At 69.1% G+C, this 25,804-nt stretch carries 17 protein-coding genes and 1 pseudogene; 9 read left to right on the top strand and 9 right to left on the bottom strand.

The genetic code is table 11. The features are described 5' to 3' along the window. Positions 1-13: 13 nt before the first annotated feature. Complete coding sequence (locus D7X30_RS04610) at positions 14-1,921, bottom strand: transketolase (RefSeq protein ID WP_120561563.1); 1,908 nt, start codon at positions 1,919-1,921, stop codon at positions 14-16. Positions 1,922-2,126: 205 nt separating this feature from the next. On the opposite strand from D7X30_RS04610, the gene tal reads away from it, so the two are divergent. Continuing rightward, positions 2,127-3,248 (top strand): transaldolase, encoded by a 1,122-nt coding sequence (tal, locus tag D7X30_RS04605; RefSeq protein WP_120561562.1) that lies wholly within the window; start codon positions 2,127-2,129, stop codon positions 3,246-3,248. A 22-nt stretch (positions 3,249-3,270) separates the two neighbouring features. On the opposite strand, the gene D7X30_RS04600 is transcribed toward tal, so the two are convergent. Together D7X30_RS04600 and D7X30_RS04595 are read right to left on the bottom strand one after the other, a co-directional pair. Beyond that, positions 3,271-8,220, bottom strand: coding sequence for a hypothetical protein (locus tag D7X30_RS04600; protein WP_147443106.1), 4,950 nt, complete (start codon positions 8,218-8,220; stop codon positions 3,271-3,273). A 323-nt stretch (positions 8,221-8,543) separates the two neighbouring features. Next, positions 8,544-9,679, bottom strand: a pseudogene (locus tag D7X30_RS04595) (carbohydrate-binding protein). A 180-nt stretch (positions 9,680-9,859) separates the two neighbouring features. Between D7X30_RS04595 and D7X30_RS04590 the strand changes: the two are divergent. From D7X30_RS04590 to D7X30_RS04575, 4 genes are all read left to right on the top strand, one after another. Beyond that, positions 9,860-11,119 carry a GAF domain-containing sensor histidine kinase gene (locus D7X30_RS04590; RefSeq protein WP_233591376.1) on the top strand — a complete coding sequence of 420 codons (1,260 nt, stop codon included), beginning with the start codon at positions 9,860-9,862 and terminating at the stop codon, positions 11,117-11,119. Positions 11,120-11,303: 184 nt separating this feature from the next. Then, positions 11,304-11,996, top strand: coding sequence for a HEAT repeat domain-containing protein (locus tag D7X30_RS04585; protein ID WP_158619203.1), 693 nt, complete (start codon positions 11,304-11,306; stop codon positions 11,994-11,996). Then, entirely contained in the window at positions 11,993-12,799 is an 807-nt protein-coding gene (locus D7X30_RS04580) for a HEAT repeat domain-containing protein (protein ID WP_120561558.1), read from the top strand. The genes D7X30_RS04585 and D7X30_RS04580 overlap by 4 nt, the downstream gene beginning before the upstream one ends. Positions 12,800-13,007: 208 nt before the next feature. After that, positions 13,008-14,591: a hypothetical protein gene (locus D7X30_RS04575; protein ID WP_120561557.1), complete on the top strand. Its 1,584-nt coding sequence runs from the start codon at positions 13,008-13,010 to the stop codon at positions 14,589-14,591. Between the two features lie 7 nt (positions 14,592-14,598). Here D7X30_RS04575 and D7X30_RS04570 read toward each other — a convergent pair whose 3' ends face one another. After that, complete coding sequence (locus D7X30_RS04570) at positions 14,599-15,627, bottom strand: serine hydrolase (RefSeq protein ID WP_120561556.1); 1,029 nt, start codon at positions 15,625-15,627, stop codon at positions 14,599-14,601. Between the two features lie 215 nt (positions 15,628-15,842). Here D7X30_RS04570 and D7X30_RS04565 point away from each other — a divergent pair, with 215 nt between their 5' ends. The 3 genes from D7X30_RS04565 to D7X30_RS04555 all read left to right on the top strand — a co-directional run bounded on the left by D7X30_RS04565 (position 15,843) and on the right by D7X30_RS04555 (position 18,523). Continuing rightward, a complete protein-coding gene (locus D7X30_RS04565) occupies positions 15,843-16,715 on the top strand; it encodes an ATP-grasp domain-containing protein (RefSeq protein WP_120561555.1) in 873 nt (290 codons plus the stop codon). 14 nt (positions 16,716-16,729) lie between these two features. Further along, positions 16,730-18,052: a hypothetical protein gene (locus D7X30_RS04560; protein ID WP_199724162.1), complete on the top strand. Its 1,323-nt coding sequence runs from the start codon at positions 16,730-16,732 to the stop codon at positions 18,050-18,052. Between the two features lie 66 nt (positions 18,053-18,118). Beyond that, the gene (locus D7X30_RS04555) at positions 18,119-18,523 is read left to right on the top strand and encodes a hypothetical protein (RefSeq protein WP_120561554.1); all 405 of its coding nucleotides are present in this window, start codon (positions 18,119-18,121) and stop codon (positions 18,521-18,523) included. A 138-nt stretch (positions 18,524-18,661) separates the two neighbouring features. On the opposite strand, the gene D7X30_RS04550 is transcribed toward D7X30_RS04555, so the two are convergent. The 3 genes from D7X30_RS04550 to D7X30_RS04540 all read right to left on the bottom strand — a co-directional run bounded on the left by D7X30_RS04550 (position 18,662) and on the right by D7X30_RS04540 (position 22,520). After that, on the bottom strand, positions 18,662-20,173 hold the full coding sequence (locus D7X30_RS04550; protein ID WP_120561553.1) for an ABC transporter substrate-binding protein: 1,512 nt from the start codon (positions 20,171-20,173) through the stop codon (positions 18,662-18,664). A 235-nt stretch (positions 20,174-20,408) separates the two neighbouring features. After that, positions 20,409-21,635, bottom strand: a complete 1,227-nt coding sequence (locus tag D7X30_RS04545) for a hypothetical protein (protein ID WP_120561552.1) — start codon at positions 21,633-21,635, stop codon at positions 20,409-20,411. A gap of 45 nt (positions 21,636-21,680) precedes the next feature. After that, on the bottom strand, positions 21,681-22,520 hold the full coding sequence (locus tag D7X30_RS04540; RefSeq protein WP_233591375.1) for a helix-turn-helix domain-containing protein: 840 nt from the start codon (positions 22,518-22,520) through the stop codon (positions 21,681-21,683). A gap of 165 nt (positions 22,521-22,685) precedes the next feature. Here D7X30_RS04540 and D7X30_RS04535 point away from each other — a divergent pair, with 165 nt between their 5' ends. Beyond that, positions 22,686-23,858, top strand: a complete 1,173-nt coding sequence (locus tag D7X30_RS04535; RefSeq protein ID WP_120561550.1) for a zinc-dependent alcohol dehydrogenase — start codon at positions 22,686-22,688, stop codon at positions 23,856-23,858. Between the two features lie 4 nt (positions 23,859-23,862). On the opposite strand, the gene D7X30_RS04530 is transcribed toward D7X30_RS04535, so the two are convergent. Together D7X30_RS04530 and D7X30_RS04525 are read right to left on the bottom strand one after the other, a co-directional pair. Then, positions 23,863-24,729 (bottom strand): hypothetical protein, encoded by an 867-nt coding sequence (locus D7X30_RS04530; protein ID WP_120561549.1) that lies wholly within the window; start codon positions 24,727-24,729, stop codon positions 23,863-23,865. Positions 24,730-24,755: 26 nt separating this feature from the next. Beyond that, positions 24,756-25,709: a GNAT family N-acetyltransferase gene (locus tag D7X30_RS04525; protein WP_120561548.1), complete on the bottom strand. Its 954-nt coding sequence runs from the start codon at positions 25,707-25,709 to the stop codon at positions 24,756-24,758. Positions 25,710-25,804 lie beyond the last annotated feature (95 nt).

The following is a 25,804-nucleotide window of genomic DNA, read 5'->3' as shown; positions in this document are numbered from 1 at the left end:
GCCTCCCCGGGGCTCAAGCGTTCGTGTGGCCCCAGGCGTTCTCGGACGGCCTTCCCCGGCCGTCCCCGCCCCGGGCCGTCGTCTCCTCCCTCAGCGAGGTGACGGCCTCCACGATGTGCCCGGCGTCGATGCCCGCGGCGTTCAGCAGCTCCGCGGGCTTGCCGGAGCCGGGCATCTTCGTCACCGCGAGCCGCACCACGATGGGCAGCTGCTCGCGCTCACCGGTGAAGGCCTCCAGCACCGCGTCCGCCAGGCCCCCTTCCGCCCAGTGGTCCTCCACCACGATGAGCCGCCCCAGCGTCTCGCGCGCGGCCTTGCGCAGCGTCTTCGCGTCCACCGGCTTCACTGAGTACAGGTCGATGACGCGCACCGCGATGCCGTCCTTCTTCAGCGCTTCGTAGGCCTTGAGCGCTTCGTGCAGCGTGATGCCGGCGGCCACCACCGTCGCCACGTCCTCATCGGACTGGCGCACCACCTTGCTGCCGCCAATGGGGAAGTCCTCCGTCGCGGGGTAGAGCACCGGCGTCTTCTCGCGGGTGCTGCGCAGGTAGGTGATGCCCTGGCGCTCCAGCACCTGCGCCAGCAGCTTCGCGGTCTGGTTCGCGTCGCTCGGGTAGAGCACCGTGCTGCCGCCCACCGCGCGCATCATCGCCAGGTCCTCCAGCGCCATCTGCGACGGGCCGTCCTCGCCAATGGACACGCCCGCGTGGCTGCCGCACAGGTGCACCGTGGCGTTGGAGATGGCCGCCATGCGCACCTGATCATAGGCGCGCGACAGGAAGGCCGCGAAGGTGCTGACGAAGGCCTTCTTGCCCAGCACCGCCATGCCCACCGCGCTGGACACCATGTTCTGCTCCGCGATGAACATCTCGAAGTAGCGCTTCGGGTGCGCCTTCTGGAACTCGTTCGAGTACGTGGAGTTGGACACCTCCGCGTCCAGCGCCACCACGTCCGGCCGGGCGTTGCCCAGCGCCAGGAGCGCGTCGCCATACGCCTTGCGCGTGGCCTCCTTCTGGCCGACCTCGTACGTGGGCAATTGCAACGGCGAGGCCTTGTCCTGGACGGTGGCCTTCAGCGCTTCTGGCTTCTTCACCTGGACGCGGACGTCACGCTCCCCGCCCAGCTCGCGGATGGCGTCCTTCGCCTTGTCCTCCGGCAGCGGCTTGCCGTGCCAGCCATCGTGGTTGGCGATGAGCGAGGAGCCGCGCCCCTTCTCCGTCTTGCAGATGAGGCAGGTGGGTTGGCCCTTCTTCGCCTGCGCTTCGGCGAAGGCCCGGTCGATGGCGTCCAGGTCATGGCCGTCCAGCGTGACGGCGTTCCACCCGAAGGCGCGGACGCGGGCCGCGTAGGCCTCCAGGTTCCAGCCCAGCTCCGTCTCGCGGCTCTGTCCCAGGCGGTTCACGTCGATGATGGCGCACAGGTTGTCCAGCCCGTAGTGGCCGGCCTTGTCGAACGCCTCCCACACGGAGCCCTCCGCCGTCTCGCTGTCGCCCATGAGCACGTAGGTGCGGAAGGGCAGCCCGTCCATCCTCGCGCCAAGCGCCATGCCCACGCCCACGGCCAGGCCCTGCCCGAGCGAGCCGGTGGCCACGTCCACGAGCGGCAGCACGTGCGGGTTCGGGTGCCCCTCCAGCCGGCTGCCGAACTTGCGCAGCGAGAGCAATTCCCGGTCGTCGATGGCGCCCGCCGCCTTGAAGGCGGAGTAGAGGACCGGGCAGGCGTGGCCCTTGGAGAGCACGAAGCGGTCGTTGTTGGGGGCCTTCGGCTGTTGGAAGTCGAAGCGCAGGTACTTCTGGAATAGCACGGCCATGATGTCCGCCGCGGACATGGACGAACTGGGATGGCCCGAGCCCGCCGCCGTGGTGCAGCGGATGCTGTCGATGCGCAGCTGCGCCGCGAGGTCCGCCAAGGTGTCCGCCATCGTTTCGCTCCCGGGTTGGGGGGCCAGGGGTGTGCCCCCGCTACTGTGTTGACTGCCCCGGCTTGCGAGAAGCGTTGCCCCCCGCCGGCCCTGTTCACAGGCAGAATCCGCGAGTGCCTGCCCGCCCGGCCGGACGTGGGCGACAGGGCATGCGCAAATTGAAGCAACGCCATCTGGGAGCCTTGTGCCCCCACCGGGAGAATCCATGAATCCGCTGCGACAGCTCGCCGAGTTCGGCCAATCCGTCTGGGTGGACAACCTCCAGCGCAGCTACATCACCAAGGGCACGCTGAAGAAGTTCATCGAGGAGGACGGGCTCAAGGGGCTCACCTCCAACCCGACCATCTTCCAGAAGGCCGTGTCGGGCAGCGACGACTACCAGGACCTCTTCGACGCGGCGAAGGGCAAGGGCCTCTCCGGCAACGACCTCTACGAGCAGCTCGCCGTGCGCGACGTGCAGGGCGCCGCGGACCTCCTCAAGTCCGTGTACGACGCGACGAAGGGCCAGGACGGCTACGCGTCGCTGGAGGTGTCCCCCCGGCTGGCGCTGGACACGCACGGCACGCTGGAGGAGGCGCGGCGGCTGTGGAAGACACTGTCGCGGCCCAACGTGATGATCAAGGTCCCGGGCACCGTTCCGGGCCTGCCGGCCTTCGAGCAGCTCACCGCCGAGGGCATCAACGTCAACGTGACGCTGCTCTTCAGCCAGGAGCGCTACAAGGAGATCGCCGAGGCCTACGTCTCCGGCCTGGAGAAGCTCGCCGCGTCCGGCGGGGACGTGAGCCGCGTGGCGAGCGTGGCGTCGTTCTTCATCAGCCGCATCGACGCCATCGTGGACAAGGAGATTGAGAAGAAGCTGAAGGCGGGCGCCACGCCGGAGCAGCAGAAGGCGATGGAGGGATTGAGCGGCAAGGTGGCCATCGCCAACGCGAAGCTCGCCTACCGCACCTTCAAGGAGGTCTTCGGGAGCTCCCGCTGGAAGGCGCTCGCGGCGAAGGGCGCGAAGGTGCAGCGCGTGCTCTGGGCGAGCACCAGCACCAAGAGCCCGAAGCTGCGCGACGTGCTCTACGTGGAGGAGCTCATCGGCCGCGACACGGTGAACACCATGCCGCCCGCCACCATCGACGCGTTCCGGGACCACGGCAAGGTGCGCCCCAGCCTGGAGGAGGACCTGCCCGGGGCGGAGGCGACGATGCGCCAGTTGGAGGCGGCCGGCATCTCCATGAAGACGGTGACGGACGAGCTGTCCACCGACGGCATCCGGCTGTTCTCCGAGTCCTTCGACCAGCTGCTCGGCGCGGTGGGCGACAAGCTGAAGAAGACGTAGGAATCGGCCTTCTGCCCGGCGGTCAGGCTGACGCCGGGCGGAACAGGGTCTCGACCTGGAGCGCGATCTCGACAGCCTTCGGCCATCCCATGCTGAGGTACGCATCCAACGCCCGGAGGTAGTCGGCTCGGAAGTCCGTACGCACCGCGAGGGCGCCGTCGTCATCCGCGAAGACACGGGCGAGCAACTCGACCGCGAGGTCCGCCGCTTCCCGGTCACTCAGCTGGCCTCGGCTCATGGCCCCCTCGACGTAACGCCTCAACCAGTGGAGCGTGCGAGGTGCGTCCAGGTGAGCGCAGAACGAGAGCCCCTTGACGAGTGCGCGAGCCGTGAACGGCGAGAGCCGCTCCAGGAGCAATTCCAAAATCGGCTCGACGCGCCTCCACCAGGCACGCATGGCCTCCGCCTGGGACGCGAAGCCCGCCATCGGAGCCTCCGCCCCTCCAACCGAGAGATCCTCGTAGAGCGGGTCGCCCTTCTCCTCATCTTCGTCCAGAGGCACGAGGCGCAACCTCGCTGCGAGGTCTGGATCCTGGGTGCGCAACCATCGCATGGAAGCCCGGCAGAACTTGCCCGCGACTCCCTGGAAGCACTCCTCAAGGCGTTCACGCCACAAGTCGGCCCCCCAGGAGGTCGTGAGGACGCGGGGCGGCTGCCATTCAGGGGAATCAGCCCTCAACTCACCCAGGCAGCTCTTGAGGACACCAAGGAGGAGGGCCTGGGCGCGCTCCACGATTTCAGGTCTTCGAACCAACTCCGGGCGCTTTCGCGGGAGTCCTTCCGGGAGGACCACCCGAGTGGTCTGCCACAACACGTACTGGAGCTCCACGGCTCCATCCCGAGGCCCCTCCAGAAGGCGGGAGAGCTCCTCTTCCACCCAGGCCGGCGCAAGAACACAGTGAAGCATGCCGAGTGCTGCTCCCGCTGTCTTCCGAAGATCGAAGTGAGTATCCCGCTCTTCCTCACGACGTAGACGTGCTTTGTAGAGAAGTGCCTTCAACAGCGCGTCCGCACGGGTCGCATCCCGACCGCGGAGGTGCAGTTGCCAGGTGTCTATGAGGAGTCGATAGAGCAGCTCCGTGCCATCCCTCCGAAGGCCTACCTCCTCCACCCACTCCTCGAGCGACTCGAAGACGAGGGATGGAAAGGGCTCCAACAGGCGCCAGAGATACGACCCCAGCATCTGGCGTACCTTCCCGCGAGGGCTCCGAGCCACGCGACGCAATGCTTCTGCATGAGGGGACAGGCTCCCCGCGCGTAGCGCCAGGCCAATGAGGCCCCGGGCCGCGCTGGACTGAGCATCTCCGGGCTCCGCGCCAAACGCGTAAAGCCCCTTGGCGTTGGGATCAGAGGGCGAATCCAGTGCCTCCTCGAAGCGGGCAGTCATCTCCGCCATCTGCAGGTCATCCAGGACGACCCTGGCATGCGCCAGCTCCGACAGGGCATGAAGGACATATCGTCGGACGACGTCAACCAGCACGGGTTCCACGGAAGATGGAGCCGCCGCCATACGGGCTTCCGCCTCTCGGACGACACGAAAGACTTCTGCCACCTCCGCGCCAGGGTTCTCGAAGGCGAGGATCTCACGAAGCGCGTCACCCACCTCGATGAGGGGTCCGTGCCCGGGACGGTCTATGTCGACGTGCCTGTTCGCGAGCAGGTCCTTCATGGTCTCGGGAATCGGAAGGATGGTGGGAACAGGAACGTCCTCATCGACGTCCGCGTTCCTCGAACCCAAGCCTTTGCTCAGGCGCAGCGCCTGCTCTCCCAGATGCTCCTGGGGAATTCTCCGAAGGAGAGTCGCCCTGGCTCGTTTGATTTGACGGAGCCGGGTCCGTGCGCCCCTGCCCACTTCGCCTCGGATTCCAAGAATCACGGCCTCAATGCGATGGAGGTCTTCCGGCGCCAGCTCGTAGCTGACAGTCTCCAGGGCCCTCCGGGCGAACCGATGAGTGCCTCGCCCCACGAGGACTGCGGGAGCCAGGAGCAACTCCAGGCACCTCCTCCCCAGGAACTCAGGAGCCTCTCTCATGGCAGCGAGAACCTGACACCAGAGACTCGCCTGGTCGTTCTCATGGAGGAGGACCGACCAGACCCGGGTGAATACCTCTTGTCCGTTTGCACCTTTCGCCAGCGCTACGAGCTGATCCCGCCAGCTCTCAAGGAGTTCGTTCGGGTTCTCCGTGTTGAGATTGATGGAGGTCCAGCACCAGCGCCAGTAGCCATCTTCCACCATCCGCCGCTCCTGGCCCGCCAGCTTGAGCGTCTCGAAAGGCTGACTGTGCGAACCGCGGTCGTGCCTCTTCGAGAATCGACGTGCCACGTGAAGCACGGCCCGGGTCGCCTCTTCGGGAGAGACTCTGAAGAAAGAAGGAAAGTCTCGGTTGAGCTGGAACCTGGCGCCCTCTCCACTGGCGCCCCATGGCGCGACCTGTTTCGTAAGCGCCTCCGCCCCGGAGAGCGTCCGCGCCTCCCAGCACCCGAACGCCACCTCATAGAGCCAGCGCGCCAGGCGTGCGTCTCCGCGCGCGATGTCACCGAGGTGGTTCGCGAGCTCGCTCAACGCAATGGCAGGCCGGGTCTCCAGTCCCTCTTCAACGAGGAGCTCACGGATGAAGTCACGGGAACGCTCCGGGGCTGAGGAGAACGTCCGGCAGATCCATCCGAGCATTGGACGCGGAGCTTCGCCCCAGGGGTCCTGACGGCTCCGCTCGTCCGCCAGGAGGATCGCGGCAGCGTTCATGAGCCCACGTGCCTCGTCTCCCAGGCTCTCGAGGTGCGCGTCCGCGGTGGCCAGGAGCAACTGGCAGGCCTCCAAGAGCTCCGGTCCCGACGCGCGCACCAACTGCTGTGCCAGGCGGAGCCACCATGCGCCTTCTCCCTGCGGGAAGCGGCGAGGCAACATGACGAAGGCAGCCCCGATGGCCACTCCCTTGAGCGCACGCGCCCAATCCTCCTCGTCACGGCCCGGGCCCAAGGCGCCCCGCATGAGCGGGTCGAGTTCTGCCTCGGTCTTCGCCTCCTCCGCGATGACCACGTAGGCCGAAAGCCGGTGCAGTCCCGAGACCCTGGCGCGCTCGAGCTCGAGCAGCAGATCCCAGAAGTCGAGCCGCCCCCTCACCCAGGTGTACCGCAGGAACAACACCAGGCTGGGGCGCAGCATGAGCGGCCAGGCCTCATCCGAGACCAGCTCGGCGGTCAGCCGCTTGCGACGGCGGCGCACGAAAAGCCGCTCGGCGGCATAGTCGAAGAAGAGGTGGTGCGAGAACTCGACACGCTCCACCTCGGGGAGCCGTCCGGGAATGAGCGGCGGATGGCGGATGAGCCCGGTACTCAAGAGGACATCGAGCACGGGTGTCGGTAGCGCTCGCGGAGGTATCTGCAGTGTGCGCTCATGGACCATCTGATCCACCAACGCCGTGAGCCCGGCTTCGAGTTCGGCGTGCTGGGGGTGATCCAGGATGCGCCGCTCCCAGTAACGCTCGAACAGCTCCGCCTGTGTCGAAATCCCAGAGAGCGCCGTGGGCTCCTGCCCCTCATCGAGCATCTGGCAGAGCAGATCCAGGCTGAAGAGGTTCCGGATGACGGACCTCAGCGCGGGAGCATGAGTCAACACGCGTCCCAGCACCGGGAAGGCCGTCAGGACCTGCTGTAACTCTTGCTCGCTGAGCACATCGATGAGGAGCGCGTTCACCCGAGGCCCCAGCACAGCCGATGCGTCGGGAACGCCCTCCTCGGAGTCCAGCCACTCTGGCTCCCGGGCGAAGCACTGCTTGAGCCAGCTCGCGTACTGGGCATCCACCCGGCGGATGGAGACGACCACGCGCACTCCCGCGCCGCGGGCCTGTTTCAGCAGCTTCTGGTAGGCGTTCTGGGCACTGGCATCACGGACGCCATCCAGCCCATCGACGATGAGGGTGATGCCCCCGGTGGCCCGCGCCTCGCTGAAGAGACCACTCCAGGAGTGCTGAAGCATGAGCGTGGCGCCCATGCGCATGGGAGTGGGCCCCATCAGGGAGTCCGCGGCCCAGTACCAGACACGCTGCTCGCGCTTGCGCAGCTGACGAGCCAATTGGAGGAGACAGCCGGTCTTGCCCGTACCCGCGTCCCCGACCACCACGAACGAGGCTTCCGGTGCGTCCAGCAAGGCGCGGAGCGCGGGCCGCTCGAGCGAGAAGGTCCTCCCCAGTTGGAGGCGGGAGCGTCCCTCCTGCTCATGCGCGGCGAGCTCATCCTGTGAGAACTTGTCCAGGCGATCAAAGTCCCGCCAGTAATCACTCCCCTCCCGAAGTGAGACCTTCTCGGCCAATACCTTGCGGAGTGAGCTGCGGTCATGGAAACGCCGTTCCGCCAGGAGATCATCCGCGCAGCGGTGAAGGAGCGCCATGGCCGTGGGCGCTTGCCATGACTCTGAGAGGAGCCCGTACTGGAGGGCATCTTGAGCGCTCAGGAAGTCTGCTTCTCCTTCCGCCAGCCGGAGCTGTGCCACACACACCTGTCGAAGCAGGTGCTGTCGTAGAGTGCCCAGCGCCGCGAGTGAGTACTTCCCGGCAAGCCGATCCAGGATCGAGGTGATGTTTTCGGCCAGCTCGTGCTCCCGGGCGTTGGTCGCGGCCGCCACCAGGGCCTCTCCGTCCGCCAGGGAGCGGTAGCGGTCTAGGAGCTGGACGAGGCGAGTGAGCGTTCCATTGTGCTCCTCGTAGAAGAGGACATAGCGGCGCTCCCCCGTCTCCCCTGCGTCCGCCTGGGACTGCCGTGCGAACTGCAGCAGGACGGAGCCCCACTCACTGTCTTCGGACACTCCCACCTTGAGCGACCGCTTGCACTGCCCATAGAGACGTGCGCCGCCAGACAGCTCGACCCGGATGTCGTCGATTGCGTCTCCACTCTCCCCGGCAAGCCGCTCCGCGACACAAGCCCCCACCAGCCCGAACCGGGCGCCCAGGCGCGTGCCCAGGAGGATCCGCGTCATCCACCAGGCAGCCACCCGGGCCTGGAAGCGCTGACCTCCAGCCATGGCGCTACCACCGGCATCGCTGCGCTCCGTCCGTTCCATGGGCTCCCGACTGTAGCGCTCGGCAAGCCAGACGAGTGAGTCGATGTCGGCGGGATCGCATGCGTGAGGACTCGGCGCATCGCGTTCTCCGGGCATCATCCCCTGGCGGCTCCCCCTGGGGCGGGCAGCCCGGAGGCCCCGGGAACACTCCCACGACCTCCCGGCCCCATTGGAAGGCAATGCCTTGCACTCCACCCGTCCCGCCGCGTTTCACGGGTGGAGGCAAAAGCCTCACGGGTCTACCGGTAGGTGTCCAGGTAGGCGCGGTGGCTGCTGGAGAACTCGAAGTTCGTGAACGCGTCCCAGTTGATGGACCAGGTCATCAGCCCCTTGAAGCCTGGGTAGCCGCCGGACTGGCGCAGCACGTAGGTGCCGCCGAAGGACTGGCCCTTCATCAGGTAGTCCAGCGCCTTCTGCACGTTGGCGGGCGTGGTGTAGCCACCGCCCGCGGCCTGCGGCGAGGACGGCAAACCGATGATGACCTGCTCCGGCCGGAGCGCGGGGAAGACGGCGCTCGCGTTGCCGCCCACGGGGAAGCCCTGGAGCAGCATCTCCGCCATGGCCACGTGGAAGTCCGGCGTGGACTGCGCATACGCGCGGCCGTCCAGCCCCATCACGGTGCCGGTGTTGTAGTGCTGCACGTGCAGGTACGTCAGCCGGTCGCGCAGCGCGTAGATGACGGGGAGGTAGGCGCCCCACGGGCCGCCATACGCCGCGTAGCCGCCCTGCACGTAGGCGGTCTCCGGCGCCATGGTGAGCAGGAAGCCCGCGCCGTTGTCGTTGAGCAACTGGCGCGTGCCGGCGATGAGGTGCTGGATGCGGGGCGTGGTGGGGTTGCGGAAGTCGGTGTCCCCGCCGTTGAGCGACAGCGACGCGCCCTCCAGGTCCAGGTCCAGGCCGTCAAAGCCATACGTGTTGATGAGCCCCTGCATGCTGGAGAGGTGTTGGCGGCGAGCCCGGTGACGGTGGCGCTCGTCGTGGTGGAGGTGACGGACGCGGAGGCGCCGTTGTTGACGAAGACCTCGTAGCCGGTGACGCCCACGTTGTCGGTGGACGCGCTCCAGGTCAGCGACACGCTGTCATACGTCTTGGAGGGTGAACCGACGCCGGAGGGCGCGGTGGGGGCCTGCGTGTCGGTGGGAGGATTGCCGGTGCGCTCCAGCCACAGGGCGAGCACGTTGGGCGGCTCCCAGCCCACCAGGGACGTGTGCGACTGCCGGCAGTCGTAGCCCTTCCCTCCATAGGACGCGATGTCGCCCACGGCGTACGCGACGCCTGGGGCCCAGGCGCCCCGGTCCGCGGCCAGGGCCAGGGTGGGAAGAATCAGCAGAAGCACGGCGAGGGCCGCGCGGGACGACGAACGAGGGGGATGCATTGGGGGAAAAGCCTCCCGGAAATGGGTCCGGGACACAGGGAGGGCAGACCCCGCGGAAGCGGGTCAAAGACCCTGAAAGAATTCCCCGAGCGGTTCTGGAAGGTTGGTCAGCGAACGGAGGAGCTCGCCCCTGGGCTCAAGGTGTCCAGCCATTGTCCCAAGGTTCTAATGTCCGTCCTCATGAAGTTTCTAGGTGAGTTGGACGAGGCCTCTCTCGCGCGGACCCAGCGGTGCAACCGTCGCCTCGCGGATCCGAACCGGCTGCAGGCCATCCGGGACACCGGGTTGATGGACACGCCCCAGGAGGAGGCCTTTGACCGCCTCGCCCGGCTGGCGGCGCAGCTGCTCAACGTCCCGCTGACCATCATGTCGCTGGTGGACTCGAACCGGCAGTTCTTCAAGGCGGACTTCGGCCTGCCCTCGCCCTTCCGGGAGACGCGGACGCTGCCCATCGACGCGTCGCTGTGCCGCTACACGCTCGAGGGGGAGCCCATCATCTCCTCGAACGCGCCCGCGGATCCGTTCCTGAAGTTCCATCCGTCCACCGGACCCTGGGGCATCGTCGCCCTCATCGTGCTGCCGTTGATCAATCCGGACGGGCACGTGCTGGGGACCTTCTGCTGCATCCAGCCCACGGTGCGTGAGTGGACCGCGCAGGACCACCTGATCATGAAGGAGATGACGGCCTCCATCATGACGGAGATCAACCTCCGCGATCAGATCCGCAAGCTGAAGGCCGAGCAGCGGATGCGGGACACGTTCGTCGCGGCGCTCACGCACGACCTGCGCACGCCCCTGACGGCGTCGAAGCTGAGCGTGCAGCTGATGGGCAGGCGCCACGCGGACCTGCCGAGCGTCCAGTCCTCCGTGGCCCGGGTGTCGGCGAGCCTGGACCGCGCGGAGCGGATGATCCAGAACCTGCTGGACGCCAGCCGCATCAAGGCCGGCAAGCTGGTGGCGCTGGAGGTGAAGGATTGCGACCTCCACGCGGTCGCGGCCCAGACGCTGGACGAGCTCTCGGCGGTCTACCCGGAGCGCTTCGTGCTGAAGGCGGAAGGCCTGTTCACGATGCGGGCGGATCCGCTCGGGCTGCGCCGCATCGTGGAGAACCTGGCCTCCAACGCGGCGAAGTACGGCGCGCCGGGCACCCCGATTGAAGTCCGGCTGGAGCGGCATGAAAGCCAGGTGAGGCTCCAGGTGCGCAACCAGGGCACGCCCATCGCCGCGGAGGATCAGCAGACCATCTTCGAGCCGTTCCATCGCACCCAGTCCGCGACGGAGAGCGCGGAGAAGGGCTGGGGACTGGGGCTGCCGCTGGTGCGGGGCCTGGCCGAAGCGCACGGCGGCAAGGCCACCGTGACGAGCAGCGCCGAGGAGGGGACCTGCTTCACCATCACCCTTCCGCTCGACGCGAGCACGAGGCAGAGGCTCTCCGCGTAGGGGTTGGGGAGCGCGCCTCGCGCTATCCTTTCCCCATGGCCACTCCCGATCCTTACGACGCCATCTCCACGCAGGAGCTGGCCCTCCTCCAGCTGAAGGAGGACAGGACCTGGGCCGCGTACGAGGCTGGGCCGCGTACGAGGCGCTGCGAAAGCGGGACCGAGAGGAGGTCTTCGAGGCCGCCGTGCAACTGCTGCGGTCTCCCTCCGCGCGGGAGCGAGCCCTGGGTGCGGATCTCCTCGTCCAGGCGACCGGCTACGACGAGGAGGCACGCCTTGAACGCGGGGCGCGGTCCGCGGATGTCCTCCTGGCCGCGATCCCCACCGAGCCGGATGCCAGCGTCCTCCGGGCGATGGGCCACACCCTGGGCTACCTCGCCGACGCCCGGGCGGTGCCCGTGCTGCGGGCGTTGAAGGACCACCCGGATTCCCGGGTCCGGCTGGGAGTCGCCTCGGGTCTGTCGCAGCACCAGGACCCCGTGGCCCTCCAGACCTTGCTCGAACTCTCCCGGGACACGGACGCGTCCGTGCGCGAGGAGGCAATCTCCGCCCTCTCCCTCAAGGACGAGGACGCGGTGGATTCTCCAGAGCTGCGGGAGGCGTTCTTGGACCGGCTCTCGGATGAAGTCACCGACATCCGGACGGACGCCTTGGTCGGGCTGGCCCGGAGGAAGGACCCTCGTGTGCGGGAGCCCCTCCGCCGCGAGTTGGAGCGGCAGCCCACCACATCCACCGCCATCGAGGCCGCGAGGTACCTGGAGGACGCCTCGTTCCTGCCGCTGCTCCTCGCGGTCCGAGAAGCCACCCGCCCGATGGACGATGTCTTCGAAGACGCCATCGACTTCGCCATTGATTGCCTGGGAGGGCGCGCGCCATGAAAGACCACTCCATCCAGGAGTTGATTGCCCTCGCGTTGCAGGGCGACGAGGAGGATGAAACGGCCTGGGAGGCCATCCGCGAGTTGCACGACCGGGGCGGCGACGAGGTGTTCGAGGCCGCCGTCAGGTTGCTGCACTCCGCTTCTTCACGCGAGCGTGGACGCGGCACGGACATCCTCGCGCAACTGGGCGGGCGGAAACGCAGCGACGCACTCATGACGAAGTGCGCGGATGCAATCCTGTCCGCGCTCGCGACCGAGCAGGATGCCGACGTCCTGGGTTCAATGGGTGTAGCCCTGGGGCACCTCCGGGATGCCCGAGCGGTTCCCGCCCTTCAGCCCCTGAAGGACCACCCGGACGAGGACGTCCGGATGGGGGTGGTCATGGGGATGATGCCCCACCGGGATCCGGTCGCGATCCAGACCTTGATTGAGCTCTCCCGAGACAGCGACGAGGACGCCCGCAACTGGGCGACCTTCAGCCTGGGCAGCCAGGCAGAGGAAGTGGACACGCCCGAGCTTCGGGACGCGTTGTTCGACCGGCTCACTGAGTCCGACATGGAGCTTCGCGGCGAGGCCCTGGTCGGACTGGCGCTGCGCAAGGACCCGCGTGTCCTGGAGCCGCTGCGCCGCGAGCTGGAGAGCAGCGAGGTCGTCGTCCTGGCCGTCGAAGCCGCGGAGAAGTTGGAGGACACCTCGCTGCTGCCGCTGCTCCTTCGCCTCCGGGACCGAGCCGGCGATGCAAACAGCTACTTCCGCAGCGTCCTCGCTGACGCCATCGGCCACCTGGAAGCACTCGCCTGAGCAATGCCTGTGCCGGACCGGTCTCCTTGGAAATCCCAGGACTTCCAGACGTGAGGGGGTACGCCTCCCGCAGGGAACCTGACCTCTCCACAGGACAGGAAGCGTGCACACGCCCCACGTGTGCCTTGCGGTGCGGCGGTGGGTGCACTAGCCATCGGGGGACGAGGGCCGACGGCGCCGACCGCTCGGGTCCTCCGAGGATGACTTTATGGCCCAGCGCCGCCCGACCCGACCTTCCGCCTCCTCCGATTCGTCCAAGTCCCGCAGTGCCGCTGGCAAGGCCGCCACGAAGCCCGGGGGCCGTCCCGCCGGGGGCAAGGCCCCTGCCCCGGCGAAGAAGGCCGTGGTCGCGAAGCCGGTGGCGCAGGCACTGAAGACCGCGGCCTCGAAGCTGAAGCAGGTCGCGAAGGCGGTGAAGGGCGCGGCGGCGAAGGCACCGGCCTCCAAGGCAAAGCCTGTCGCGAAGCCCACCGTGAAGGCGGCTCAGGCTTCGAAGACTTCCGCATCGAAGGCCGCACAGGCTCCGAAGACTTCCGCATCGAAGGCTGCACAGGCTCCGAAGACTTCCGTGGCGAAGTCGGGTGCTCAGGCTACGAAGGCGCCTGCCGCGAAGTCCGCGACTCATGCGCCGAAGTCCTCCGCCGTGAAGCCGGGCGGTGCGACGGCGCTGAAGACGCCGGCCGCGAAGTCCGCACAGGCTCCGAAGGCGCCCGCGGCGAAGTCCGTCGCGCCGCCGCCTACCGCGAAGCCGGGCGCACAACCGTCGAAGCTGCCTGCCGTTGCGAAGGCTGCGGAGCAGACTTCGAAGACGCCTGTCACGAAGCCCGCCTCGGCCGAGGAAGGCCCCAAGGCCGATGCATCGAAGTCCTCCGAAGTGGCTACGGAGCCAGCTTCGACCAAGAAGGGCTCAAAGGCCTCCGCGTCAAAGGCTGCCCAGGAGCCTGCATCGACCGAGGAGAGCCCGAAGGCTTCCGCGCCGACGCCCTCCGAACAGCCTCCCCAAGCTCCCGAGCCGACCGCCGCGGGTGCGGAGACGACCGAACTGAAGACGGACGTCAGCGAGGCCCCTTCGAAGCGCGCAGGGAAGGCGCCCAAGGGCTCTTCCGCGAAGAAGACCCCGGCAGAAGTAACTCCCGCCGCCACGCCGCAAGAAATCCCCGCGCCTTCCCCTTCGGAGACCACCCCGGAGTCCACCACGCCCGCGCCCCAGGCGGAGACAAGCGCCGCCGACGCCGCGGAAGGAACGACTCCCGCCACGGAGACGACGACCGCCGAGGAAACCCCCTCACGCAAGGCCTCGGGCCGCGCCGCGAAGCGGAAGACCTCCGAAGCCGAAGCCGAAGCTGCTCCCACCGAAGCGCCTGAAGAGGCGTCCGCCCCTCCTGCCCCCAGCGAGGAGCCTGCATCGAAGTCGAAGCGCGGAACCAAGGGCGCGGCTCGCCCCGCCGAGGAGCCCACCCCTGCCCCCTCCGCCCCGGCGAAGCCCGCGCGCACCGCGGATCCGCAGTACCTCATCCTGACCGGCGGCTCGCCCTTCCTGCGCGCCATCGGCTCCGTGCGCCGCCCGGACGGTGAAACCCTGCCGGGCTTCGCCAACCTGGCCGTGACCAAGATGTCCGCGGCCCCGTTGCCCACCGAACCGGGCCCGTACGAGTTCCGCTTCCAGGCCAGCAACGGCACCGGCGACTTCAAGCTCGCGCAGCGCAGCGAGACCGGCGCCCCACGCAACGTGCGCGACTTCGAGATGGCGTCCTCGGGCGGCTTCCAGCTCTACCGCTTCACCATTCCCTGAAGCCCCCTCACGGCGGCAGGAACCGCGACATCAACGCGAGCCCCGGCGCCTCCAGGGGCACGCGCCCCCGCAGCGCGGAGAACAACGACCAGCCGTGGTCCGCGAGGAGGACCACGGCCGCGTCCGCCGCGACGCTGAGCCCCATGAAGCCCACGTAGCCCCCCATCACCGACGAGCGCCACACCACGTCCTTGCCGCGCACCTGGGACACGTTCCATCCCAGGCCGCGCTGGAAGGACCCGGCCTTCACCCGGGGCGCCTGCATCCGGTACAGGGCCCTCGTGAAGGACTTCTCTCCCCGCCCCAGATTCGTCTCCAGGAAGCGCATCACGTCCCCCACCGTGGAGTGCATCGCGCCGCCCCCCGGGAGCGCCGGGAAGGTCCACGGCGGCACGGGCTTGCCTCGCGCGGTGTGGCCCTGCAACAGGCGCGGCGCCAGCTCCTCCGTGACGCGCGCCGTGGTGTCCACGAGCCCCATGGGCTTGCAGAGCACATCCCGCATCAGGTGCCCGTAGTTCAGCGCCATGCGCCGGGAGAGCGCGTGGCCGAGCACGCCCATGCCCAGGAAGGACTCGGACGACGGGCGCGGCGGCGGCTGCCGGGGGTGGTAGTTGCGCAGGAACTCTCCGAACAGGCTCGCGGAGTAGTGTCCGAACGGGTCATCCGGATTCGCGGGCGCCGCGCCCAGGTTCGGCGGCAGGTGCGGCAGCCCGGACGTGTGCGTCGCCAGTTGCTCCAGCGTGATGCGCTGCGCGACCTCGTCGTTCAGGAGCGACGTGGGAATCAGGTTCCCGAGGGGCTCGTCCAGCCGCACGTCCCCCCGCTCCGCCATCACCGACAAGAGCGCCGCCGTGAAGACCTCCGTGAGCGCCCCCAGGGAGAAGAGGGCGTCCGTGGCCGGAGGCGTCCCCTTGCCCCGGAGTCCCTCGACGTGCAGCGCGCCCCGCCACGTCATCGCCGCGCACACGGAGGCCGTCGGGTAGCCGCGAAGGTAGGGCCGCAGCTCCGCGTGGAGGAGGTCGGAAGGGTTCGACATGGAGTGGCGCTTTATGGGCCCGCCGCCCGGTGAAGCAAGCCTTCCGGATGCGGTTCTGTCAGACATCACCGTGCAGGGGCGTCCGCCCCCTGGAAGGCCCCTTTCGTCCCGACATGCCGCCCGCGTCCGCGCCCTCCAGCGCCCGCCGTGGCCGTGTCAGGCCCCGCGTGTGCTCGCGTCCACGTGGGCCCCTCTCCTGACGAAAGGCCACCTGGATGCCCACTTCCCCTGCCGTGAAGGCGATCCTCTTCGGGCGCAACCCGCACCAGCCGGATCCGTTCGACGTGGAGGCCGACGCGGCCGAAGCGCTGGGCGTGGACACGTATCAGGCGGACCTCTCCGCCCTGCTGTCCGGCGACGCGGCGAGGGCGCTCACGGGCGTGCCGGAGCGCGGCCACCTCCGGCTGCTGTACCGGGGCTGGATGCTCACGGAGGAGGAGTACACAGAGCTCGACGAGGCCGTGCGAGCCCTGGGACACCGGCTGGTGACGACGCCGGAGCAGTACGCCGCCGCGCACTACCTGCCCCGCTGGTACCCGCGGCTGGCCAGCTACACCGCGCGCTCGGTCTGGACGGAGGGACCGGACGCCGCGGAAGCGTGGCGGGCGGCACGGAAGCTGGGGCCTCCGCCGTACATCCTCAAGGACCACGTGAAGTCCGCGAAGGAGCGCTGGGCGGAGGCGTGCTTCGTGCCGGCGGATGCCACTCGCGAGGACTTCGAGCGCATCTGCCAGAACCTGCTCGACGAGCGCGGCGACCGCTTCGAGCGCGGCTTCGTGGTGCGCCGCTACCTGCCGCTCAAGGTCTACGGGCGCACGCCCGCGGGCCCCGCGCACCTGGAGTTCCGGCTGTTCTTCGGCGGAGGCCGGCTGCTGGCCGCGGAGCCGTACCACGAGTTCGACGTGGAGGTGCCCGACTTCACCGCCTTCGAGCCGCTGGGCCGCCGCATCCCCTCCCCGTTCTTCACGCTGGACGTGGCGATGCTGGAGGACGGCGGCTGGGCGGTGGTGGAGGTGAATGACGGCGGCGTCTCCGGCCTGCCGCCCGGGTTGGATCCGCGCGACCTCTTCGCCGCGCTGCTCGGATGATACCGTGCGCGGCCATGAAGGACTCCGCCCGTGCCCACCGGGGGCTGCACCACCGCATCGCAGCCCTCCTCCTCGTGGGACTCACCGCGTGCGGCGGCTGTCAGAAGACGGACGCCGAGCGCGCCGCGCAGGAACGCGCGGAGATCGAGCAACGCCTCCGTGACTCCGTCGCGCTCGTGCCCTACCGAGCCCTCAAGCTCTCCGTGCGCGCGGGCGACGACCCCAGGGCCCCGGAGGAGATCGCCCTGCTCTGGAAGGCCGTGGCCGAAACGCGCATGCTGCCGGACAAGCCGGTCAACGACGAAGTGACGCGCGCGACGGCCCGCATCTACCTGGACCTGGGCATTGCCCTCTACAAGGCGCGCAAGACGCTCCAGACGCGCGACGAGGACGAGTTCCCCCTGCTGTGGACCCGGTGGGCCGGCGGCGAGTCCCTGCCCCTGTCGGGCTACGACGCGGGCCAGGAGCACGCCTTCCTCGCCGCCGTCCTGCTGGCGCTGGACACCGCGGAGAAGTCCGACCGCATCCCCGCCACGGAGCTCGTCTTCTACGAGCTGTCCCGCGCCACGCCCACCCCCTCCTGGCCCGCGCCCCTGCGCGCCGCGGTGCAGGCGAGCCGGGGCGTCTCCTTCTGCCAGGCGGGCTACCACTACGCCGCCGAGGAGGAGCTGACCGGCTTCCTCACCGAGACGGAGCGCCTGCCACCGGAGGCCTTCCCCGCCATCCAGCAGGGCACGCCCGCGCAGTCGCGGGAGGCGGTGCTCGCGGCCGGGCACTTCCTGCGCGCCTGGAACCGCATGGGCCTGAAGCGCGAGCGCGCCGCCGAGGACGACATCGAGCAGGGGCTGCGCTCGCTCCAGACGCTGGGCGTGGAGAACGAGCTGACGTGGTGGGGCTGGGCCTTCATCCACACGCGGCGCGGACGCTACGAAGAGGCGGCGGCGTCGCTCGACAAGCTCGCGGCCAGCCCCTACCTGGAGGAAACGGAGCGGCGCGAGGTGCACGACAGCGCGGAGTCCCTGCGCAAGCACGGGGACAGCCTGCCGCTGTTCCAGCAGACCCGCGCGACGGTGCTCCTGGGCCGCACGCTGCTGGCGCGAGCCGGAGGCCTGGAGCACGTGCTCACCGTCCTGCTGGGCCCGGCGCGGGCACGGCAACTCTACGCCCCGCTCGTCTGGATGGACCGGGTGCGCCAGCGCACGGCGCGGCTCTCCCCGGAGCAGGTGGCCCAGGGCGCGGGCCAGACACTCGACCACGCGCGTGAAGCGGGCAACCGCGGCTGGAAGGCCCTCCAGGAGCGCCTGGACAAGACCACCGCCCAGGACACCCCGCCGTGATGCCGGGGTGAACCGAACGACTCTTCCGGTATATTTGGTTTTCCAATTTAAACCCGGAGGAGTCTGATGAAGCGTCTCCTGTTCGTTGCGATGGCGGTGCTGGGCCTGCAGACGGTGGCGTGTGGCGGCCCGATGGAGGCGGAGGACGCGCTCCAGCCCCAGGAAGGCTCCGAGGTCACGGCCATGGCCGTCTGCACGGCGTCGTGTCCTGGCGGGACGACGGTGTCCTGCTCGGGCAACCACTGCGAGGCCGTGGAGGGCCAGGCGGTGATGTGCGACGGCCAGTGGAGGAACTGTCCCTCGCCGACGACCGTGACCTTCTACTGCGAGGCCAACAACACGGTCCTCAGCTGCACGGGCTTCAACGCCTACACGCTGCAGCCCCTGAGCTCCAAGGTGTGCGGCGGCGTGTCGTGCAACGGCCAGGACACCTACTGCCCGGCCTTCACCGACGCGCGCGAGTGCTTCTGACCCGACTTCCGCCATTCTGGCCCGCCCCGGGCCAACTGCGATACCTCGAAGAGAAAGTCGAGTCCGAGCCTCGCTGAAGCGATGCGGCTCGTGAGGAGGGAAGGGAGCGGGCTCCCTTCCCTCCCAGGACTTCAGCGGCTACGGGCTGAACATGCCCGTGAGCACGCTGGCGCGGCCCCGAGGCAGCGAGCGCTTGAACGGGCTCGTCGCCAGGTCCGAGCCGGGCTGGTACCAGCTCTGGATCTCAGCGAAGTACGTCTGGCCCGCCTGCAGCACGCCCGGGGGCAGGTACACGCTCTGGAGATCCGTGTGCAGCGTCGCCACGCGCGTCACGGTGGTGGAGCCGTTGCTCGTGCCCAGCCGGTAGATGTTCACCACGTAGTTTGTGGCCGTGCCGACCAGCGGCTTCGACCAGCGCAGCGAGGCGTCAGTCCCCACGCCCGTGAGGTTCTGGAACGCGCCTCGCGTGTTCACCAGGGGCGCCTGCACCGGCCCGACGAGGGGCTGCACGGGCGCGGCGGTGAATGCGCTTGCCTCCTGATCCACGCGGATGTCCACGCCCATGGTGTAGGGCGTCGCGGTTCCCAGCGCGTAGCTCTTCGTGAAGCCCGCGGCGGCGAGCGCCACCTTCTGCCACGTCGCCGGGAGCGCGTTGTTGTACGTCATGCTCCCCGTGACGATGTCGGTCCGCTGCGTATCAGGATTGAGCTTCACGAGCAGTGGCTGCCCGCTGATGGACGCGAGCGCCGTGCCCAGCGCGGCCGGCCGGGCGGACATCCAGATCTCGTTGTACGTGCTGACCGCGCCCGGGTTCACCTGGGTGCGCATGGCTTCGAAGGCCGAGCGTCTCCAGTCCACCGCGAAGGTGCCTGTCGCGGTGGGCTGGGTGAAGGTTCCGCTGACGGAGGCGGGCTGGCCCTCCACCTGCGTGATGCTCGCGTCGAGCACCTTGTGCATCGCGCGGTAGGGCACTCCATTCGAGCTCGTCTGCCACCGCATCTGTACCAGCGAAAACACATCCCCGAGGCCGCTGTCGAGCAGCACCGGGTTGAGCATGTCGGCGTAATTGAAGCTCATCCCGGAGAGCGACGTGGCGCCCGTCAGGGGGAACCCCGTGACGCCTGTGTTGACGTAGCCGAACGCGCCCGCGTTCAACGAATACACTTCCAGGTAGTCCCCCGGCTGCCAGGGAGACAGGCCGGTGGCGGACACCGTCACGGGAGTGGGCAGCGAGGCGAAGGCGCCATCGCGGCCCCACTCCGTGGAGCCCAGGTCGAACGCGCGGCCGGTGCTCACCAGGTAGCGCGAGCCCAGCTTCAGGTAGATGCGGCCGGAGGGGACGTTCGGCACGGAGATGGTGCCGTCCGCGGAGCCCGTGCCCGGATAGGCCGTGAACGCCCCGGTCGATGAGTCCCGCATGTATGCCACCACCGACGTGGCGGATTGGTCGTATGGCTTCGTCTCGTTGCCCGACGTGGCGACGAAGGTGACCGGGCTGGTACCGGTGACATGGGTGACCAGGCCCTGGGTGACCTGGGAGGTCGCGTCCGTCGACACTGCGGAGTCCACCGCCTCGGCCTCGTCGAGACCCGCGCAGCCGACCCCTGTCATGCCGACCAAAAGCCCGAGGGAAATCAATGACATATTCATTGTAAGGGAAACCCTTTCGGCGACGCCCGGAATGGCGCGGCGCAGGGAGATTCATACCGGGTCGGTCTGACATTCCCGGGAGCGCTTCGATGCCAATTTCCCCTTGGGGCCGTGAAAGCAAACGCGCTTGTCGGCGGGTTTGTGTCGCGCTCCTCGGGCCCGCTAGTGACATGGCGGACTCATCTCCAGCCGCACCCGATGGCCGCGGCTACCTCCCCCCGTCCGCTCCGAGCCGTCACGGAGCCGCCGCTTCGCCCAGCGCCTTCACGGGGTAGTGCCCCGGGGAGGCGCGGAAGCGGCGCTCCAACCCGCCGGGCTCGAGCACGCCCCGCTCGAACAGGCCCAGCAGGAAGGCCTCGTACGTCCCCTCGCGTGAAGGGCCCGCGCGCTTCAGCTCCTCGTAGAGCACGAAGGCCAGGACGTGCAGGCCGTCGTCGTGGTCGCGGAAGAACTCCGCCCCCGTGAGCGGCCGGCCCTCGCGGTTGCGCAGCAGACCCTCCCGCTCGCTGACGTAGACGTCGATGGCCTCCGCGCAGTCCTCCTCCGTCAGGCCGCGCGCCGTGGTGTAGCCGAACGCGGGGTCATGCTCGCGCACGAGCCGCTGGAAGTAGGGGTCCGCCTCCAGCGCGGACAGCTTCGCGTCCAGCGCGCCTTCGCGCGTGAACGGCGGGTGCAGCAGCTCATGCACCGCCGTCTTCACGGTGACGTCCGCCGGATACGTCGCGTCCGTGAGGAAGTTCCACCCCGTCACCCGGATGCCGTGCGGCTTCGCGAACTTCAGGACGTGCGCGCTCAGCGCCGCCACCTGGAGCTCCCTGCCCAGCACCGCTTCGTTCCAGCCCACCACGTCGTGCGGCGCCACCTTCGCCGCCAGTCCCGCGATGGCCTGCTCCACCTGCGGCAGGTACTCCGCCCGCCAGACGCGGGGGAACTCCACGCGCTCCAGGAACGCCAGCAGGACGCCCAGGTCCCCTCGCACGTCCTCCATCTCCGCGAAGCCGCCCTCCCGCCCGTAGGACGTGGCCAGGAAGTCCGCGCGCATCCGGCTCCACGCGGCATCGTCCGCCACCGTCGCCGCCAGGTCCTCCACCGTGGTGGCCCCCGTCACGGAGAAGACCAGCGTCAGGAACGGCCCCACCATCTTGCCGCCCTGCTTCGCCATCCGCTCGGTGAGGTGCGCGAGCGCGGCCTGCTCCCGCGTCCCCAAGCGCGCGGAGAAGCGCTGGAACTCCGCCGGATGGAAGCGCGTGTAGAACGCGTCGCCGCGCAGCAGGTTCAACAGGCACAGCGCGTCGTACGCCTCCGACGGCCGCAGCACCCACCGCGTGCGTCCGGAGTCCACGCGGCGCACGGCCGGCTCAGGCGCCGCCGGGACGGGCCGGGAACCCGCGCAGGCGGTCCACATCAGCACCGCGCACAGGAGCGCCACGGCGCGGCGGAAGGAATGCGATTCCAGGGTCATGGCGGGGAGATAGGCCCGCCCGCCCATCTGCGTCTTGGACGAAACCTACCGCGTGGAACCGGATGCACGTCCCGCCAGCCGCCGGTACTCCGCCGGGGTGAGGTGCAGGCGGCGGCGGAACTCGCGCGTCAGGTGGCTCTGGTCGCAGTAGCCCGCGTCGAGCGCGATGTCGCCCAGGGGCCGCTCCGTCTCGCGCAGCGCCCGGCCCGCGCGCTCCAGCCGGGACCGGCGCAGGTACTCCGCCGGGCTGCACCGCCAGGCCTGACGGAAGGCCCGCCCCAGCCGCCGCGGGCTCACCCCCGCCTCCCGCGCCAACGCCGCGAGCGTGGGCGGCGGTCCGCGCACCGCGTCCAGCAGCTCCCGGACGCGCCCCAGCCACGCCGGAGCGCCACCCGCATCCGGCGCCGACGCGCGCACCGCCTCCGCCAGCAGCTCCAGCGTCAGCCCTTCGATGGCCAGCGCCGCCACGTCGTCCGCGCGCCGGAACTCCTGGTACACGCGAGCCGCCAGCGCCACCAGCCGCGCCGACGCCAGGTCCGCCCGTGGATCCAACCGCCCGGCGAGCGCGCTCCGCGACCTCCAGGAGGCCTCCGAGAAGTCGATGTTGAAGGTGCGCGTGCGCACGTCCCGGATGCGCTGCGCGTGCTCCAGCCCGGGCGCATGGAAGGCGACCGAGCGGGCCACGCACTCCCGCGCGCGGCCCTCCACCACATCCATGAAGCCCCCTTCCAGCGTGAGCCGGAAGCCCGCGTGCCGGTGCAGGTGGGACGGCAACCGGACGCCCGGCGCGTACGTGCTTTCCGTGAGCACGAGCCCTGCCACCTCCACGCGCTGGAGGGGCGTGCCCAGGTAACGGCCGAGGTCGAGGACGGGTGCGGAGCTCACCCCTCCTCTTTGCATCGGTCAGGGGTCCCATTGCATCCCTGGACGCCGATTCCGCCCTTCCGAGCGCCAGCCAGCCAGGCGGCAAGCGCCCGCGAACGTTGGCCGTGCACGTTCCAAGTCCCCAGCTTTGCTCCAACGCCTTTTTCCTCCAAGGAGCCACACCCCATGAAAGCCATCTGCTGGCATGGCCACGGCGACGTCCGTTACGAGTCCGCCCCCGACCCGAGGATTGAAGACCCTCGCGACGCCATCATCCGCGTCACCCGCACCGCCATCTGCGGCTCCGACCTGCACCTGCTGGACGGCTACATGCCGACCATGAAGAGCGGTGACGTCCTGGGCCACGAGTTCATGGGCGAGGTGATGGAGACGGGCTCCGGCGTCACCAAGCTCAAGAAGGGCGACCGGGTCATCGTCCCCTTCAACATCGCGTGCGGCGAGTGCTTCTTCTGCCAGAAGACCCTCTTCTCCCTCTGTGACCGCTCCAACCGCAACGCGGAGATGGCCGCGAAGGTGATGGGCTATTCGCCCTCCGGCCTCTTCGGCTACTCGCACATGCTGGGCGGCTTCTCCGGCGGTCAGGCGGAGTACGTGCGCGTACCGTACGCGGACGTGGGCCCGCTCAAGATTCCGGACGGCCTCACCGAGGATCAGGTCCTCTTCCTCACCGACATCTTCCCCACCGGCTACATGGCGGCGGAGAACTGCGAGATGGAGAAGGGCGACACCGTGGCCGTGTGGGGCTGCGGCCCCGTGGGCCAGTTCGCCATCCAGAGCGCGTGGATGCTCGGCGCGGGCCGGGTCATCGCCATCGACCACGTGCCGGAGCGCCTGGCGCTCGCGAAGTCCTGGGGCAAGGCGGAGACCATCGACTTCACGAAGCAGGACGTCTACGAAACCCTCAAGGAGATGACCCGCGGCCGCGGCCCGGACCGCTGCATCGACTCCGTGGGCGCCGAGGCCCACGGCACCGGCAGCCTGGACGCCGTCATCGACAAGGCGAAGGCGGCGGTGAAGCTGGCCACGGACCGGCCGCACGCGCTGCGCCAGGCCATCTACTGCTGCCGCAAGGGCGGCACCCTCTCCGTGCCCGGCGTCTACGTGGGCTTCCTGGACAAGGTCCCCATGGGCGCCTTCGTCAACAAGGGCCTGACCATGAAGACGGGCCAGACGCACACGCACCGCTACACCCGGCCGCTGCTGGAGAAGATCCAGGCAGGCGCCATCGACCCGACGCGCCTCATCACCCACCGCGCCCGGCTGTCCGACGCCCCCTCCCTCTACAAGAAGTTCCGCGACAAGGAGGACGGCTGCATCAAGGTCGTGATGACGCCGTAGCCCGTCAGGACTGCCCCGTCAGCCGGTAGTACGCGTGCGGGCGGCGCCAGCGGATGAAGGCGCGCGCCAGCGGGTTCATGCCCCACTGGATGGGCACCGGGTCCACGACGAAGCCCAGCTCGTCCTTGAACTGTTCGAGCTGGGTCGCCTCGCGGGCATGCAGGCCGCCCACCAGCGTCCGGGCCCCCAGCCTGCGGCAGACCTGCGCGAACTCGTAGATGAGGCCCGTGGAGATGTTCGTCGGCAGCGCCCACGTCGCGTAGTAGGCGCTGAAGCCATACGCGACGCCGTCCACGATGTACCCGTCCAGGTAGCCGCCCAGCTTGTCGTCCACCATCCCCGCCAGCACGCACCAGTGGTCGGACGTGAAGTACTGCCGCAGGCCCTTGAGGTACTCATCCAGCGTGGGGATCTTCTTGTGCTGCGTGCGCGTCAGCGCGTCCCGCACCACGGGATAGCCCTGCTCCAGCAGCAGCGACGGCCCCGTGAGCTGGACGATGCGCACCGTGCGCTGGCACTTGCGCAGCTTGTTGCGCCGGTTCGAGTTCAACCGGCTCATGTCATAGGTGTCCAGGTCCTTCAGCCGCACCACGGGCACCTTGCCGGTGGCGACGTTCGCCGTCTCCGGCGTCAGCGCCGCGCGGTAGCCCCAGGCCAGCGGCGTGGGCGGCGAGGCCTCCTCCGGCGTCAGCCGCGCCAGCAGGTGCACCGGCTGGAAGAAGCCGGGCGCCCCCGACTGCTCCCAGTAGTGCCCCCGGTGGGAGATGACGCGAACACCCTCTTCTCGCCGGCGCTCGGCGAGCTCCCGCTCCGTGAGACACGTGAAGCGGGCCTCCGCGACATCGCGGAGCTGGGGAAGTGACAGGACCATGGAAACCCCTCCGGCACACAAGAACGTCAGGAACGGGGCGCGCGGTAGGCGGGGAAGAAGTCCTCGCCCGCGTGCCCCTGGGACAGCTGTGCGTATGCCTCCGGGTCGCAGATGAGGTCGTGCGTGTAGAATTGGGACATCGCATTGGCGAAGCCGCGCTTGAACTGCTCGACGCCATCACCCGGCCGGGCGCCGCCGCCCAGGTGGACGGAGGCCTCCAGCTTCTCCGCCAGCTCCACCATCACCGGGAACTCGTTCTTCGCCGGCGAGTGCATCAGGTACGCGTCCGCCGTGCCGCCAATGAAGGGGTGCAGGAGCCCGTCGCTCAGCACCACCAGCGAGGAGGAGGCCACCGCCCCGTCCGGCGCGCGCGTCGTCACCAGCCACGCGAAGGGACAGGTGAAGGCCTCCTCGAACCAGGCGTCGGAGAAGGAGTACCGCTCCCCGGCCTGGTCGCGGGCCAGGGTCCGCCGGTAGATGGACTTGAGCGCCTGGCGCTGCTCCTGCGTGGAGTCCTTCACCGGAACGACGGAGCTGACGTAGCCGCGCCGGGCGTTGCGGCGGATGTCCGCGCCATGGTCGCCGCGGAACTTCACCGGCAGCTTCGGGTCGATGAGGCACACCTCCCTGCGCAGCCGGCCGCCCGCGAAACAGTACGGCCCGCCAACGCGGTCGCGCAGGAAGATGCTGACCAGCTCCGTGCCCCGCCAGTCGATGCCGTCCACCGGCACCTCGGAGAGTCCGTTCAGCTCCGCCCCCGGAAACCCACGCGGAGAAGCCGCGTCCCGGTAGCGCGTGCCTTCAATGGGCCGCACGATGAGCGGCACCCGGAGGGCCCGCCCCTCCCCATCCTCCACGATGAGGCTGTGCGTCACCCCTTCCGCGCGCAGGTGCTGCTCGGAGCGGAAATAGTCAGACGAAACAGCGCGCTGGCCTCCGTCAGGGACGAGGACGGCTCTCCACGGTGCCATTGGGTTCATGGGTGTTTTCCCCGGGCGGAAACGAGCGGGCCTGAAGAGTGCCCGAGACAGCCTGAGGGTATGTGGATGAGACCCCGGTCCGTCATCGCCCCCCA

It is taken from the genome of Corallococcus sp. AB011P, assembly GCF_003611605.1.
Classification (GTDB): domain Bacteria; phylum Myxococcota; class Myxococcia; order Myxococcales; family Myxococcaceae; genus Corallococcus; species Corallococcus coralloides.
This window is presented reverse-complemented; position numbering and strand designations above follow the sequence as displayed.